We start from the raw sequence: 15,669 nt of genomic DNA on the forward strand, positions 1-15,669 counted from the left end.
AGCCTGGGACACAGATGAGTCCCAGGCTCCTGTTACACGGAATTGACGTTCGGCGCCCTGTTTCTCAGCTCACGCGATGTTTCTCACTTACATGACCTGTACGCCCGGTTCATCCGCCGCCACGTGGAGGGTGGCGAGGGTGCGGGCGGTGGCCTGCGGGCTGACGACGGTGTCGACGACCCGGACGCGCGCGTCGATGCCGTGGCGGCGGATGTCGAAGAGGTGGTAGCCGCGGTGGGCGTCGATGACCTTCCAGTGCGGGTTGTCGGCCTTCAGGGGGTCGAACTGGGCGTGGAAGGCGGCCTGGTCCTGGTCGCCGTTGCTGGAGACGGAGGTTCCGACGAACTCGGCGCCGACGACGTCCGACGAGGGGTCCGCGAAGTCCTTCTTCAGGTCGCTGATCATGGTCAGGTGCCGGTCGCCGCTGAGGACGACGGGGTTGCGGACGGAGGCGAAGTCGTCGAGGAGGGCGTTGCGTTCGGCCTGGTAGCCGTCCCAGGCGTCGTAGTACCAGAGTTTTCCGTCGCCGGGCAGGATGTCGGTCTCGGCCATCATGATCTGCGAGGCGATCAGGTTCCAGCGGGCCGGTGAGTCGTGCAGTCCGTCGAGCAGCCACTGTTTCTGCCGGGCGCCGAGCATGGTGAGCGAGGGGTCCTCGGCGGCGGCCTGGCTGGTGGCCTGGTCGCTGCGGAACTGCCGGGTGTCGAGGACGTTGAGCCGGACGAGGCGGCCGAACTCCAGGCGGCGGTACATCTGGATGTGGGGTCCGTCCGGGATCGCGGTGGCGCGGACCGGCATGTGCTCGTAGTAGGCCTGGAAGGCGGCGGCCAGGCGGGTGACGAAGGCGTCGTGGGTCTGTTTGTCGGGGTCCTGGGGGATCTCGCCGGCCCAGTCGTTGTCGACCTCGTGGTCGTCGAAGGTGACCACCCAGGGGGCGTTCGCGTGCATCGCGGCGAGGTCGGGGTCGCTGCGGTACTGGGCGTAGCGGTTGCGGTACTGCTCGAGGGTGTACGGCTCGCCCTTGCCCTCGTGGCGGCGCGGGCCGGAGGAGGACGGCGCGGACTCGTAGATGTAGTCGCCGACGAAGAGGACGGCGTCGGGGTCCTGGGCGAGCATGTCGGCGTAGGGGGTGAAGTAGCCGTGCTGCCAGTTCTGGCAGGAGGCGAGGGCCACGCGCAGGGAGCCGCCCTTGGCGTGCGGGTGGGGGGCGGTGCGGGTGCGGCCCGTCGGGGAGATCCTGCCGCCGGCGCGGAAGCGGTACCAGTAGGAGCGGCCGGGGCGCAGTCCTCGTACGTCCACGTGGACGCTGTGCCCGTATTCGGGCCGGGCGTGGGCGGTGCCGCGGCGGACGACCTTGTGGAGGCGTTCGTCCTCGGCGATCTCCCATTCGACGGGCACGGTCTCGTCGGGCATGCCGCCGCCGGCGAGGGGGTCGGGGGCGAGCCGGGTCCAGAGCACGATGCCGTCGGGGAGCGGGTCGCCGGAGGCGATGCCGAGGCTGAACACGTTCTCGGGCAGCGGGGGTTCGGCGGCGCGGGCGGCGGCCGGCAGCCAGAGCTGGGCGGAGGCGGCGGCCCCGAGGACGGCGGCACCGGCGGTCAGAAAGCGGCGTCGGTCGGGCGATGGTGCTCCGGTCATGCGCGGACTCCCTTGCCACAGTGGCCTCTTGGACGGTCTGACCTTCGGAAGCTCCCACGGCAGGTGGGTCCGTCCGCTGAATGCAGGCATGCGTGCGCATGACAACTAGGGAGACAACAGAAAACCCGTTGCGGCCGGGAACGTGTCCCGGCCGCGACGGGCCTCGACGGGTCTGGCGGTGGGTCGGCAGTGGTGGGTCGGCGGCCCCGGTGTCCCGGGGCCGGGGGTACGGCTACTCGAACGGGTCGAAGTCGCCGTACTCGCGCAGGGATTCGTCGCGTTCCGCGTCGCGGTCGCGGCGGCGCTGGACGGCCGGGCGCTGTTCCTCGAAGCGGTGGTCCTCGCCGCGGCGGCCGAGCATCTCGGCGCCGGACATCATGGACGGCTCCCAGTCGAAGACGACGGCGTTGTCCTCGGGGCCGATGGCGACGCCGTCGCCGGCGCGGGCGCCCGCCTTCATCAGCTGCTCTTCCACGCCGAGCCGGTTGAGGCGGTCGGCGAGGTAGCCGACGGCCTCGTCGTTGTTGAAGTCGGTCTGGCGGACCCAGCGTTCGGGCTTCTCGCCGCGTACCCGGAAGAGGCCGTCGTCCTCCTGGGTGACGGTGAAGCCGGCGTCGTCGACGGCCTTGGGCCGGATGACGATGCGGGTCGCCTCCTCCTTGGGCCTGGTCGCCCGGGCCTTGCCGACCAGTTCACCGAGTGCGAAGGTCAGCTCGCGCAGGCCGGTGTGGGCGACCGCGGAGACCTCGAAGACGCGGTAGCCGCGGGCCTCCAGGTCGGGGCGGACCATCTCGGCGAGGTCCTTGCCGTCGGGGACGTCGATCTTGTTGAGGACGACGATCCGGGGCCGGTCGCCGAGGCCGCCGTACTGCTTGAGCTCCTCCTCGATGACGTCGAGGTCGGAGACGGGGTCGCGCTCGGACTCCAGGGTGGCGGTGTCCAGGACGTGCACGAGGACGCTGCACCGCTCGACGTGGCGCAGGAACTCCAGGCCCAGGCCCTTGCCCTGGCTGGCGCCGGGGATGAGGCCGGGGACGTCGGCGATGGTGTAGACGGTGGAACCGGCGGTCACCACTCCGAGGTTGGGCACCAGGGTGGTGAACGGGTAGTCGGCGATCTTCGGCTTGGCGGCGGACAGCACGGAGATCAGGGAGGACTTGCCGGCGCTCGGGTAGCCGACCAGGGCCACGTCGGCGACGGTCTTGAGCTCCAGGACGATGTCCCCGAAGTCTCCGGGCTCGCCGAGCAGCGCGAAGCCGGGGGCCTTGCGGCGGGCGCTGGCGAGGGCCGCGTTGCCGAGGCCGCCGCGGCCGCCCTGGGCGGCGACGTAGGAGGTGCCGTGGCCGACGAGGTCGGCGAGGACGTTGCCCGCCTTGTCCAGCACCACCGTGCCGTCGGGCACCGGCAGGATCAGGTCCTGGCCGTCCTTGCCGGCTCGGTTGCCGCCCTCGCCGGGCTTGCCGTTGGTGGCCTTGCGGTGCGGGGAGTGGTGGTAGTCGAGGAGCGTCGTCACGGACTGGTCGACGGTCAGGATGACGTCGCCGCCGCGGCCGCCGTTGCCGCCGTCGGGGCCGCCGAGCGGCTTGAACTTCTCCCGGTGCACGGAGGCGCAGCCGTGGCCTCCGTTACCCGCGGCGATGTGCAGCTCGACGCGGTCCACGAAGGTGGTCATGGTGCAGTGCCTCCTGGGGGTCCCCCCGGCCGGAGGCTGGGGGATTACGGGGTGATACCTATGTCAACACGCGAAAGGCGGACCCGCCTTCCCGATCGGGAAGTGAGGTCCGCCTCGCGAAATGTTCGGTCAGAGCCGTGCTGTCAGCAGACTCAGGCGACCGGAACGATGTTCACGACCTTGCGGCCACGGTGGGTACCGAACTCCACCGCGCCGGCGTTCAGCGCGAACAGCGTGTCGTCGCCGCCACGGCCGACGCCCGCACCCGGGTGGAAGTGGGTGCCACGCTGGCGGACCAGGATCTCGCCCGCGCTGACGACCTGACCGCCGAAACGCTTCACGCCGAGGCGCTGAGCGTTGGAGTCACGACCGTTACGGGTGGACGATGCGCCCTTCTTGTGTGCCATCTCTCCTCAGTCCCTTACTTCGCAGCCGCGGGGATCTCAGTGACCTTGATCGCCGTGTACTGCTGGCGGTGGCCCTGACGACGGCGGTAGCCGGTCTTGTTCTTGTAGCGCAGAATGTCGATCTTCTGGCCCTTGTGGTGGTCCACGACCTCGGCCTGGACCTTGATGCCGGCCAGCACCCACGGGTCGCTGGTCACAGCGTCGCCGTCGACAACGAGCAGGGTCGAGAGCTCGACCGTGTCGCCAACCTTGGCGGTGGAAATCTTGTCAACCTCGACGATGTCACCGACAGCAACCTTGTGCTGGCGGCCACCGCTGCGCACGATGGCGTACACGCGGATCTCACTCTCTCGCTCGGGAACGGCACCCCCGCAGTCCAGCCGCCCGGCAGACGCGGGCCGCCTCTTCGGAACACGTGGTGTTCCGAAGGAAGAGGTTTACGGGGATGTGGCGTGTCCTCATATCCATGGACACGCCGACGGTCAAGGTTACGGGGCGGTGGCCTGGAGGGTCAAACCGGGCCCCGGAGGGTGTGGGGCCGGTCACTCGGCCCCGGTGGAGCGGTGTGGGGGCGGTCCATCGGCCCCGGTGGAGCGGTGTGGGGCCGATGGCTCTGCCGTGGTGGAGCGGTGTGGGGCCGGTCACCGGGACCGGCCCCACGGGCGGGCGTCAGCCCTCGTCGGTGGCGGCGGGGACCGTGGTGGTCTTCTTCGCCGTCGACTTGGCGGCGGCCGTCTTGACGGTCTTGGCCGCCTTCTTGGCCGTCGTCTTCTTGGCGGCCGTCTTCTTCGCCGCGGTCTTCTTGGCGGCCGTCTTCTTCGCCGGGGCCTTCTTGGCGGCCGTCTTACGGGCCGTCTTCTTGGCCGGGGCGGCCTCCTCGGCGACCGGCTCCTCGGCCGCCGGGGCCTCGGCCGCCGGCGTCTCGGGCTCCGCCGTCGGTACGACCACGACGGCCGTCTCCTCGGACGCGGTCGGCGCGGTGGCCTTGCGCACCGCACGGCGGCGCGGACGGGCCGGTGCGACGCTCTCGGCGGGCGCGGCCTGCTCGGGCTCCACGGCGGGCTCCACGGCGGGCTCGGCGGCCGGCTCGGCGACCGGTTCCGCCGCGGTCACCGCGGCCGGCTCGGCCACCGTTTCCGGCGCCGCGCTCTCGGCGAGGACGGTCACCACGGTCGCCTCGGCCCCCGCCGGGGAGCCGGCGGGCGCCGACACCTTCCGGGTGGCACGCCGACGCGTACGGCCCTTCGGCGCGGCCTCCTCGGCCTCCGGGGCGGCGGGAGCGGCCTGGGCGGCCGGAGCCGTCTCGGTGGCCTCCGGCGCCTGGACGACCGGGTCCTCCACGGCGACCGGCTCGGCGTGCACCTCGGCGGCAGGCTCCGGCAGCACCTCCCGCTCGGCCTCGACGGCGGCCGGTACGGCCTGGGCGGTCGGCGCCTCCTGCTCGGCACCCCGGTTGCGGGCGGCACGCTCCTTGGGCGCACCGGCCGGAGCGGAGGCCCGGCGGCTCGCCCGGCGACGGGTACGGCCGCGGCCGGCCGCGGCCTCCGCCTCGGCGACGCTGCTGTACAGCTCCTCGTCCGGCGCGAAGTCGGGCGCGGACAGCGCGACGGGTTCGGCGACCTCGGCGGCCACCTCGGCCGCCGTCTCGACGGCGTGGACGGCCTCGGCGTGCTCGACGGACCCGTCGGCGACGACCTCGTGGGTCTCGTGGACGTCGTGGTCGTGCTCGTGTCCGTCGCCGCCGCGGCCGCGCTTCTTGCGCTTGCCGCCGCCACCGCCGCCGGAGGAGCCGGGCTGCTCCATGTGGACGATGACGCCGCGGCCGTTGCAGTGCACGCAGGTCTCGGAGAAGGACTCCAGCAGGCCCTGGCCGACGCGCTTGCGGGTCATCTGGACCAGGCCCAGCGAGGTGACCTCGGCCACCTGGTGCTTGGTCCGGTCCCGCCCGAGGCATTCGAGCAGGCGGCGCAGCACCAGGTCGCGGTTGGACTCCAGGACCATGTCGATGAAGTCGATGACGATGATGCCGCCGAGGTCGCGCAGCCGCAGCTGGCGGACGATCTCCTCGGCCGCCTCCAGGTTGTTGCGCGTCACCGTCTCTTCGAGGTTGCCGCCCTGGCCGGTGAACTTGCCGGTGTTGACGTCGACGACGACCATCGCCTCGGTCCGGTCGATGACCAGCGAACCGCCGCTGGGCAGCCAGACCTTGCGGTCCAGGGCCTTGGCGAGCTGCTCGTCGATCCGGTAGGTGGCGAAGACGTCGACCTCGGAGGTCCACTTCGACAGCCGGCCTGCGAGGTCGGGGGCGACGTGCGAGACGTAGCCGTGGACGGTGTCCCAGGCCTCGTCACCGCTGACGACGACCTTGGAGAAGTCCTCGTTGAAGATGTCGCGGACGACCCGGACGGTCATGTCGGGCTCGCCGTAGAGCAGCGACGGGGCGTTCGAGCTGCCGCCGTTCTTCGACTTCTTCCGGATGTCGTCCCACTGCGCCTGGAGCCGTTCGACGTCGCGGCGCAGTTCGTCCTCGCTGGCGCCCTCGGCGGCGGTGCGCACGATGACGCCCGCGTCCTCGGGGACGATCTTCTTGAGGATGGTCTTCAGCCGGGCCCGCTCGGTGTCGGGCAGCTTGCGGCTGATGCCGGTCATCGAGCCTTCGGGGACGTACACGAGGTAGCGGCCCGGGAGGGAGACCTGGCTGGTGAGGCGGGCGCCCTTGTGGCCGATCGGGTCCTTCGTCACCTGCACGAGGACGGACTGGCCGGACTTCAGGGCGGACTCGATGCGGCGCGGCCCGTTGGCCATGCCGAGGGCCTCGAAGTTGACCTCACCGGCGTAGAGCACGGCGTTGCGGCCCTTGCCGATGTCGATGAAGGCGGCCTCCATCGACGGCAGCACGTTCTGCACCTTGCCGAGGTACACGTTGCCGACGTACGAGGTCGACTGCTCCTTGTTGACGTAGTGCTCGACGAGCACGCCGTCCTCCAGGACGCCGATCTGGGTGCGGTCGCCGTGCTGGCGGACGACCATCACGCGCTCGACGGCCTCGCGGCGGGCGAGGAACTCGGCCTCGGTGATGATCGGGACGCGGCGGCGGCCCTGCTCGCGGCCCTCGCGGCGGCGCTGCTTCTTGGCCTCCAGGCGGGTGGAGCCCTTGATGGACTGCACCTCGTCGGAGGGCTCGGAGGGCTTGCGGGGTTCGCGGACCTTGACGACGGTGCGCTCCGGGTCGCCCTCGCCGGGCTCGGCGTCGCCGGAGCTGTCGCCGGCGCGCCGCCTGCGGCGACGGCGACGGCGGCTGCTGGAGGAGGAGGCGCCGGCCTCGTCGTGGGCCTCCTCGTCGTCCTCTTCCTCCTGCTCGGCGGTGTCCTCGGCGTCCTGTTCGGCCTGCTCGGCGGCAAGCTCGTCGGATCCGTCCTCGGCGCCGTCGCCGTCGGCGGCGTCACCGCGGCGACGGCGGCGGCCGCCCCGGCGGCGGCGCCGGCGGGAGCCGGACTCCTCGGTCTCGTCGTCGGCGTCGGCGTCGGCCGTGTCGGCGGCGTCCTCGACGGACTCCTCCGGCTCCTCGGTCTCGTCGTCGGCGGCGGCCTCGGTGACCGGGGCCTCCTCGACGGCGCCCCGGCGGCGGCGACGGCGCCGGGAACCGGCCTCGGTCTGCTCGGCGGGCTCCGCGGCGACGGCGGGCGTGGTGGCCCCGGTGGCCGCGGCGGACGGGGTGGCGTCCTCGGGCTCGCCGGTGCCGGCGGACGCGGCGGCGGCCTCGGCGGCGGCGCGCTCCGGGGTCTGGAACTTGGGCTCGGTGAACACGGGCGCCTGGAAGACGGCGACGGCGGGCCGGGCCGGGCGGCGCGGCTCCTCGTCGGCGGCCCGGCGGGCGGGCTCGGAGAACCCGGTGGCGGCCTGGCGCACGACCCGGCGTCGGCGGCGCGGCGTCTCGGCCTCCGCGGGCTCGGCGGCCTCCGCGGGCTCGGTCGCGGCCGGGGCGGTCGCGGCCTCGGCGGCCGGGGCGGGGGCGGCCGGGGTCTCGACGACAGCCGCGGCGGCGGTGTCGGCGGCCTCGGGCGCACCGGCGGGCGTGGACACCCGGCGGGTGGCGCGGCGGCGCGCACGCGGGGCCGGAGCGGCCTCCTCGGCGGCGGCGGCCTGCGTGGCCTCACCGGCCTCGTCGACCTCAGGAGCCTCGGTCGTCTCGACCGCTTCAGCGGTCTCGGCGGTCTCGGCGGTCTGTGCGGCGACGGCGGGCGCGGCGGTCTCGTCCGTGGCCTCGGCGGCCTCGGTGGCCTCCGGGGTCGCGGCGGGCGCGGACACCCGGCGGGTGGCACGGCGGCGCGCACGGGGAGCCGGAGCGGCCTCCTCGGCGGCCTCCACGGGCTCCGCGGCTTCGGTGGCCGCGGTGGTCTCTGTGGCGTCGCCGACCTCAGGAGCCTCGGTGGCCCCGGTGGCCCCGGTCGCGGCGGCCGGTGCTCCGGCGGGCGCGGACGCGCGGCGCGTGGCACGTCGGCGGGTGCGGGGCGGGGTGGCCTCCTCGCTCTGCGCGGCGGCCTCGGCGGAGCTCTCGGCGGGCTCGGTTACCGCGGCGGTCGCGGGCACCACCGTCTCCGCGGCCTCGGCGGCCTCGGTGGCCTCCGGGGTCGCGGCGGGCGCGGACACCCGGCGGGTGGCACGGCGGCGCGCACGCGGGGCCGGAGCGGCCTCCTCGGCGGCGGCAGGGGCCGTCTCTGCGGTCTCCGCGACCTCGGTGGTCTGGGCGGCCGGCACGGCCGGAACGGTGGTCTCGGCCTCGTTCTCCGTCACGGCCTCGGCCCCGACGGGCGGCCCCGCGGGGCGGGACGCGGCACGGCGACGCCTGCGCGGCGGCAGGGTGTCGCTGGGGGTGTTCGGTTCGGAGCCCTCGATGGGCTCGGTCGGTTCGAGCATGCGGGCGTTTCTCCCGTCAGGCTCCCGGGCGCCGCGCCTGGTCCGGCGTCGATCTGTTCGAGCGACCACCGGTGACGTCCACGGCTCGCGCGATGCGCGGTGCCGCCGTGTGGGGCGCGGGCGCCGCACAGGAGCTCTCTGTGTCCTGTCTCGCCGGTTCCGTACGCCTTGTCGCGGACGGCCTGGCGAAAGTCTTCTGGTCGGTGCGCTGCCCGACCCAGGTGGCTCCCGAGTACGAGGGCTGCGCTACGACGTCCGTCCTTCGCGGGACCTTCCTTACGCCGGCGCCGTCGCGGTGGCAGTGGGTTCGGCCTTCGAAAGGGCCTCCACTGCCTCGCGGTCGGGCGCGAGCGGGTCGGTCACCGTGCCGGTCTCTTCATCGAGCAGCCCCTGCGCCAGCCTGGTCACCGCTGCGGGGACCGGCGGCGCCAGGTCGGCCACGGCGCGGAGACCGGACAGGACGTCGTCGGGTCGTACGGCAGGCGTCACGTGCCGAACAACCAGCCGCAGTATCGCACAGGCCTGGTCGGTCGGCCTATCAGCCGTTTCACTCTGTGTCTCAAGTTGTACGACGGCGGGGCGGGCGTCGAAGGTGCGGACGCCGTTCTTGGTCATGCGCTGGACCTCGACGGTCCCGGCGGTGTTGAACGCGGCGACGGCCTGTTCGGCCATGGCCGGGTCCACGACGGGCAGCCGGAGCTCCCACACGGAGGCGGTGAGCCGGTCGGCCAGTCCTGACGTGCGTGCCTCGACCGCGTCGACGATGTCGAGCCCGGTGGGCAGGGACTCGTCGAGGAGGGCGCGCAGCCGCTCCGGGTCGCGGGGTGCGGCGAGCGCGATCTCCAGGTACTCCGCCTCGCTGCCCGTGCCGGTGGGTGCGGCATTGGCGTACGACACCTTCGGGTGCGGTGTGAACCCCGCCGAGTAGGCCATCGGCACCTCGGCGCGGCGCAGCGCACGCTCGAAGGCGCGCTGGAAGTCACGGTGGCTGGTGAACCGGAGGCGGCCGCGCTTGGTGTAGCGCAGTCGGATGCGCTGCACCGCGGGTGCGGGCGGCGGGCCTTCGGGCTGTCGCTTGCCCAGTGTCGTCAGTCCTTCGTGGTTCTCGTGAGGTTGTCGCCACAGTGGCCGTACCGCTGTCGGCCGTACCCCTGTGCACTGCTTCCATCCAGAGTACGTGTGTCGCGGCCCGGGGGTTCCCGTCCGGTCGGGGACCGCCGGCCGGCGGGTTGCAGGTCGGGCGGGTGCGGGTGCCACGAAAATCCACCTGAAGGTGGGACGCGATCCGTTCGGATCCGGTTGATCACCGAATGGCGGCGACACGGTAACGGTTGACCCGCTCACGCCAATCTGAATGGAACCAGCCATCCCGGCTTGATTTGCTGAGAGCCAATCAAGCCTTGATCCCCGGGGGGACGAGTAATGAACTGGTACGTGGACGTACTCAAGAAGTACGCGGTGTTCAGCGGCCGTGCGCGCCGGCAGGAATACTGGATGTTCTTCCTGTTCAACCTGATCATCAGCATCGTGCTGGCGGTCGTCGGGCGGCTCATCGGGTTCGCCGCCCTCAGCTCGATCTACGCGCTCGCGGTCCTGCTGCCCGGTCTGGGCGTCGCGGTCCGCCGGCTGCACGACACCGGCCGTTCCGGCTGGCTGATCCTGATCGGCATCATCCCGCTGGTCGGCTGGATCATCGTGCTTGTCTGGCTCGCCTCCGAGGGCAAGCCGGAGGAGAACCAGTACGGCCCCAACCCGAAGTACGCGGGCGCCGTCTGACCTGGCATCACCTGGGGGCCCGCCGGATCCGTCCGGCGGGCCCTCGGGCTGTTTCGGGCTGTTCTTCGGACTGATTCGGGCTGTTTCGGCGCTATCCGGCGGCCGACGAGCCGCGGTTGCGTTCGGTCTGGAGGTGCAAGACCAGGAAGACGACGCGCAGCAGGTCGTCCGGCAGGTCCTGCCGGCCGGCGGGCAGTTCGATGCGGCGGGGCCGGTTGCCCAGGAAGTCGTACGAGACGGACAGCGGTCCGATCGCGCGCACCCGTCCGCTGAACCTGGGGTGGTCCACGGGGTACGGTCCGACGCGCTGCGGAATCCCGGACCAGGCGGCGCTGTCCACGTCCCAGGTGCCGAACGTCCTCGGGACGCTGCCCAGCCGTCCGTAGCCGATCTCCGTGTCGCCGATCCGCCGCAGCCGGCTGCCGAGCATGTCGTACTCCAGGGGATGCGGGCCGAGTGCCAGCGGCCGGCCGCCCCACCGGCCGTAGGTGAGCGGGACGTCCCCGATGGCGCGGAGCCTGCCGCCCAGCCAGTCGTAGCTCAGTTCCAGTTCCATGACCGCCGGCTCCCCCGCCGCTCGTCCGACTCGGTTGCCAAGAATTGTGCGGGCGGGGCGGTACGGCTTCCATGGCGGTCCTGTCACGGTTTCGCAGCGCCCCGGAGGCTCCCGCCCCCGGCGGGCGTCCCCGGTCTCACCCGCCCCGGGTGAGGCGTGTCGGCCCGGCCCGCCGCATCCTCGACACGGCAGGATTACGGCGTCGGGGAGCCGTGTCGGAGGGACGACCATGAACCCGCAGCCCCGTCAGCCGTACGACCGCCCGTCCCACGGCGCGTTCCGGAACGGCCACGCGTCCCCGACCGGCCCTCGCTCGGGCGGCGTCGGCGATCCGGCCGCGGACGTCCGCGACCCGCGCGCGTGCGGCCCCGTCGACCCGCGCGCGTATCGCCCCGTCGACCCGCGCGCGTGCGGCCCCGTCGATCCGCGCGCGTACCGTCCCGTCGACCCGCGCGCGGGCGGCGTCGTGCGGGGAGCGGCCTCCCGTGCCGGGCATCCGGTCGTGAGCGGCGGTCATGCGGCGGGCTGAGCGGCTGACGGCCTTCTCCTGGGCGCGGGTGGCGGTGATCGCGCTGCTCGGCAGCCTGCTCGTGCTGCTCGTCGCCGCCGGGCTGCGCAGCCTGCTGTGGGTGCTGGTCGCCATGGCCGCGGTGGCCCTGGCCGGCGTCGGCCTGTGGTGGACCCTCGCGCACCCCGGACCGCTGCGCGCGGCCGGGGCTCTGCTGGCGGCTGCCGCGCCCGTCACCGCCCTGGCCCTGTTCGTCGGCCACGGCATGCTGGTGCCCGCCTGTCTGGCCCTCGGCCTGTGGCTGCTGGCGCTGACGGCGGCGCGGATCGCGACGACCCCGGCGGCCGGGTCCGGCGGGCGCGGCCGCGAACCCGTCGCGGTACCGCCGGCCAACCGGCCGTGGGTGGTGATGAACCCGCGTTCCGGCGGGGGCAAGGTGGCGCGCTTCGGACTCGCCGAGAAGGCGCGGGCGGCGGGTGCCCAGGTGGTCCTGCTGGATCCCGCGCACCACCAGGACGTGGCGGAGCTGGCCCGGCGCGCGGTGGCGGACGGCGCCGACCTGCTGGCGGTGGCGGGCGGGGACGGCACCCAGGCACTGGTCGCCGAGGTCGCGGCCCGGCACGACGTGCCGTTCGTGGTGATCCCGGCCGGCACCCGCAACCACTTCGCCCTCGACCTGGGTCTCGACCGCGACGACCCGGCGGCCGCCCTGGAGGCCTTCACCGACGCCGTCGAGTTCCGGGTGGACCTCGGGTTCGCCGCGGGGCGGGTGTTCGTCAACAACGCGTCCTTCGGCACGTACGCGGCCGTGGTCGGCGAGCCCGGCTACCGGGACGCGAAACTGCAAACCGTGCTGCGGGCGCTGCCCGCCCTGCTCACCGGCCCCGACGCGCCCCGCCTGAGGATGCGTGCCGGGCACCGGCGCGCCCGCGGGCTGCAAGCCGTGCTGGTCAGCAACAACCCCTACCGGCGCCTCGGTGACCCGGCCCGTCCCGGGCTGCGGGAGGGCCTGGACTCCGGGCGGCTGGGCGTCCTCGGCGTGTGCGTCGACAGCTCCGCCCGGGCGGCCCGGCTGCTGACCCGCGGGGCGCCGGCCCTGACCCGCCTGACCACGCACGAGGTCGTCGTCGACACGGACACCGGCGCGACCCCGGACGCGGGCGGCGATGTGGCCCCGGGCGCAGGCGGCGGTGCGGGCGGCGGCGCGGGTGTCGTGCCGGCCGGGATCGACGGCGAGTCCGTCGTGCTGCCCGCTCCGGTGGTGTGCCGGATCTCCCCCGGCGCGCTGCGGGTCCGGGTCCCCCGGCACCGGCCGGGCACCCCGCCGAACCGGCCTCCGGCCGACTGGCGGCGGGTGCTGCGTCTGGCGCTCACGCCCCGCCGGCGGCGCGCCGGCGGGGCCGGTCCTCGTGCCTGACCCGCGGAGCGCACGTCACGTGCTCGCGGTGGGCCGGCCGTTCCAGCGGGCGAGGAACTTGCCGAGCTCCCACAGTGCCAGCAGCGCGAGCGCCGGGACGAGCGTCCACGCGAACTGGGCCAGGTCCAGCTCGGTCGTCCCCAGCAGGCGGCGGAAGGCGTCCATCTGGGTGACCAGGACCGCGAGGACGAACTCGATCAGCATCGCCCGGTTCATCTGCTTGCTGTCGAAGCTGGCGGTGGTGAACACGGTGGCCCGCTCGCTGCGGCACTCCAGGGCGGCCACGATCAGGCAGAGCGCGAAGGACGTGAACGCCATCGACTGGCCGATCGGGACACTGCCGTAGCGGGACCTGCCGAGCTCGATCAGGCAGAGCAGCCCGATGGTGATCGCGAGACCGGACAGGCCGACGGTGAGCAGCACGCCCCGGGACAGCACGTGCGCGCCGCGCGGACGCGGCCGGCGGGCCATCAGGCCGGGGCTCTGCCGGTCGAAGCCGAGGGCGAAGCCGAACGCCGCGTTGACGAAGAAGTGGATCCACAGCACCTGCGCCGGGGTGAACGGCTCCCCCGCGGCGATGTCGAACAGGGTCGCGCCGAGGAACGTCAGCACGAACACCACGAGCAGGACGAGCACGAACCGGATGTACTTGGTGAGGTTGTCGTAGATCTTGCGGCCCTGCTCGACGGCGAAGACGATCGTGGCGAAGTTGTCGTCGGCGAGCACCATGCGGCCGGCGTTCTTGGCGACCTCGGTGCCGGAGCCCATGGCGATGCCGACGTCGGCGGCCTTGATGGCGGGGGCGTCGTTGACGCCGTCGCCGGTCATGGCCACCACGCGGCCCTTCTTCTTCAGGGTCTCGGCGAGCAGCACCTTGTGCTCGGGGGCGACCCGGCCGACGACGCCGATGCCGTCGATCCTGGCCAGCCGTTCGCTCTCCGGGAGGGCGGCGAAGTCCGCGCCGAGCACGGCCTCGCCCTCGATGCCGAGCTGCCGGGCGATGGCGGCGCCGGTGACGACGTCGTCGCCGGTGACCATGCGGACCTTGATGTGGGCGGCCTGCGCGTCGGCGACGGCGGCCTTCGACTCGGCGCGCGGCGGGTCGACCATCCCGACCAGGCTGGTCATCTGGAGGTCGGTGACATGACCGAGCAGGTCGCCGTCCGGATCGAAGAGGTCCGGGTCGAAGAGGTCCGGGTCGAGGTCGCGGCGGGCGGCGGCCATCACCCTCAGGCCCTCGCCGCCCATCCGCTCGACGTGCTCCTGCGCGCGTTGCCGCAGCGTGTCGTCCCAGGGAACCGACGTGCCCTGCCGCAGGGCCGTCGCCGCGCGGGCCATCATGGCGGGCGCCGCGCCCTTCACGAAGCAGCGCACGACCGGGCGGCCGTCGTCGTCGGTGGCCCTGTTGAAGGTGGCCATCAGCTTGTAGGACGGGTCGAAGGGCAGCACGGCCAGCCGCGGCAGCCGCTCCCGGGTGGCGTCGACGTCCAGGCCCGCCTTGTGGCCGAGGACCAGCAGGGCGCCCTCCGTGGGGTCGCCGACGACCTTGCCGTCCACCAGTCGGGCGTCGTTGGCCACCAGGTAGGGCAGGATCGCGTCCGTCATGTCCGGGGCGCTGCCGACCGGGTGCTGGATCCTGCCCTCCAGGCCGTAGCCGGTGCCGGAGACGGTGTAGCGGTCGCCGGGGTCGATGACCTCGACCGCGGTCATCTGGTTCATGGTGAGCGTGCCGGTCTTGTCGGAGTTGATCGCCGAGGTGAACCCCAGCGCCTCCACCGACGGCAGGTCCTTCACGATCGCCTGCCGCCGGGACAGGTCGATCGCGCCGATGGACAGGATCGTCTGGGAGACCGTCGGCAGGGCTTCGGGGATGGCGGCGATCGCCAGCGACACGGCGCTGACGAACAGCGCGTCCCATGCCGTGCCCCGGCTGCGGCCGAGCACGAACATCAGGATCATCGTCACGCCGGCGGTCGCCGTGATCCACAGGGTGAGGCGGTCCATCTCCCGGGTCAGCGGCGAGGCCTCCCGCGGCGTGCTCGACAACATGCCGGAGATCCGGCCGAGTTCGGTGTCGGCGCCGGTGGCCGTGACGATCACGGTGGCGCTGCCGTGGGTGACGGGCGTGTTCATGAACGCCATGTTGTGGCGTTCGCCGGGCGGCAGATCTGTGCCGGTGAGCGGGCCCGACTCCTTCGCGGCCGGCACGCTCTCGCCGGTCAGCGCGGACTCGTCGATCTGTAGGGCGTTCGCCGTGACGATACGGCCGTCCGCCGGTACCTCGTCGCCTGCGGCGAGCAGCACCACGTCACCCGGGACGACCTCCTCGGCCGGGACTTTCGACTCGGTGCCGTCCCTGCGTACCCGCGCGGACGCCTTCATCATCGACTTCAGCGCGTTCATGGCGCTGTCGGCCTTGCCTTCCTGGCGCATCCCGGCGACCGCGTTGACGACGGTCAGGACGAGCAGCAGGATTCCGGTGCTCCACTCCTTGATGACGAGCGAGACGACGGCGGCACTCACCAGAACCAGCTGCATGTAGCTGCGGTACTGGGCGAGGTAGCGGCGCCAGCCGGGGAGCGGCTTCTCCTCGGGCAGTGCGTTGGGGCCGTGCTTACGGAGCAGCTCCGCGGCGCGGGCGGTGGACAGTCCGGTGGCCGGATCGACCTCGAAGGCCGCGGCCACCTCCTCCGGCGGACGCACGTACCACGTCCGGTCGTCGGCCTCCCGGTCCTGCGGGGCGTCTGTCTGCGCGGTCATGTAGGTGCCTCCGTTCCC

At 73.1% G+C, this 15,669-nt stretch carries 11 protein-coding genes; 3 read left to right on the forward strand and 8 right to left on the reverse strand.

Features of this window, described 5'->3' with window-relative positions:
* Positions 1-87: 87 nt before the first annotated feature.
* The 6 genes from AAW13_RS01955 to AAW13_RS01980 all read right to left on the reverse strand — a co-directional run bounded on the left by AAW13_RS01955 (position 88) and on the right by AAW13_RS01980 (position 9,675).
* Entirely contained in the window at positions 88-1,638 is a 1,551-nt protein-coding gene (locus AAW13_RS01955) for an alkaline phosphatase D family protein (RefSeq protein ID WP_046733225.1), read from the reverse strand.
* Positions 1,639-1,870: 232 nt separating this feature from the next.
* Positions 1,871-3,310, reverse strand: coding sequence for a GTPase ObgE (gene obgE, locus AAW13_RS01960; protein WP_046733226.1), 1,440 nt, complete (start codon positions 3,308-3,310; stop codon positions 1,871-1,873).
* Positions 3,311-3,462: 152 nt separating this feature from the next.
* Positions 3,463-3,717 (reverse strand): 50S ribosomal protein L27, encoded by a 255-nt coding sequence (gene rpmA / locus AAW13_RS01965; protein WP_015660411.1) that lies wholly within the window; start codon positions 3,715-3,717, stop codon positions 3,463-3,465.
* Positions 3,718-3,731: 14 nt separating this feature from the next.
* Positions 3,732-4,052, reverse strand: a complete 321-nt coding sequence (gene rplU, locus AAW13_RS01970) for a 50S ribosomal protein L21 (RefSeq protein WP_004931419.1) — start codon at positions 4,050-4,052, stop codon at positions 3,732-3,734.
* A gap of 334 nt (positions 4,053-4,386) precedes the next feature.
* The gene (locus tag AAW13_RS01975) at positions 4,387-8,634 is read right to left on the reverse strand and encodes an Rne/Rng family ribonuclease (protein WP_071659388.1); all 4,248 of its coding nucleotides are present in this window, start codon (positions 8,632-8,634) and stop codon (positions 4,387-4,389) included.
* Between the two features lie 276 nt (positions 8,635-8,910).
* A complete protein-coding gene (locus tag AAW13_RS01980) occupies positions 8,911-9,675 on the reverse strand; it encodes a TIGR03936 family radical SAM-associated protein (RefSeq protein WP_046734359.1) in 765 nt (254 codons plus the stop codon).
* A gap of 381 nt (positions 9,676-10,056) precedes the next feature.
* Here AAW13_RS01980 and AAW13_RS01985 point away from each other — a divergent pair, with 381 nt between their 5' ends.
* Positions 10,057-10,410 carry a DUF805 domain-containing protein gene (locus AAW13_RS01985; protein ID WP_046734358.1) on the forward strand — a complete coding sequence of 118 codons (354 nt, stop codon included), beginning with the start codon at positions 10,057-10,059 and terminating at the stop codon, positions 10,408-10,410.
* Between the two features lie 91 nt (positions 10,411-10,501).
* Here AAW13_RS01985 and AAW13_RS01990 read toward each other — a convergent pair whose 3' ends face one another.
* Positions 10,502-10,966, reverse strand: coding sequence for a hypothetical protein (locus AAW13_RS01990; protein WP_046734357.1), 465 nt, complete (start codon positions 10,964-10,966; stop codon positions 10,502-10,504).
* 229 nt (positions 10,967-11,195) lie between these two features.
* Between AAW13_RS01990 and AAW13_RS01995 the strand changes: the two genes are divergently transcribed.
* On the forward strand, positions 11,196-11,495 hold the full coding sequence (locus AAW13_RS01995) for a hypothetical protein (protein ID WP_046734356.1): 300 nt from the start codon (positions 11,196-11,198) through the stop codon (positions 11,493-11,495).
* The gene (locus tag AAW13_RS02000) at positions 11,482-12,891 is read left to right on the forward strand and encodes a diacylglycerol/lipid kinase family protein (protein ID WP_046734355.1); all 1,410 of its coding nucleotides are present in this window, start codon (positions 11,482-11,484) and stop codon (positions 12,889-12,891) included. The genes AAW13_RS01995 and AAW13_RS02000 overlap by 14 nt, the downstream gene beginning before the upstream one ends.
* A gap of 15 nt (positions 12,892-12,906) precedes the next feature.
* On the opposite strand, the gene AAW13_RS02005 is transcribed toward AAW13_RS02000, so the two are convergent.
* A complete protein-coding gene (locus tag AAW13_RS02005; protein ID WP_046734354.1) occupies positions 12,907-15,651 on the reverse strand; it encodes a cation-translocating P-type ATPase in 2,745 nt (914 codons plus the stop codon).
* Positions 15,652-15,669: the final 18 nt, after the last annotated feature.

The sequence above is a fragment of the Streptomyces humi genome, from assembly GCF_001005085.2.
GTDB lineage: Bacteria > Actinomycetota > Actinomycetes > Streptomycetales > Streptomycetaceae > Streptomyces > Streptomyces humi.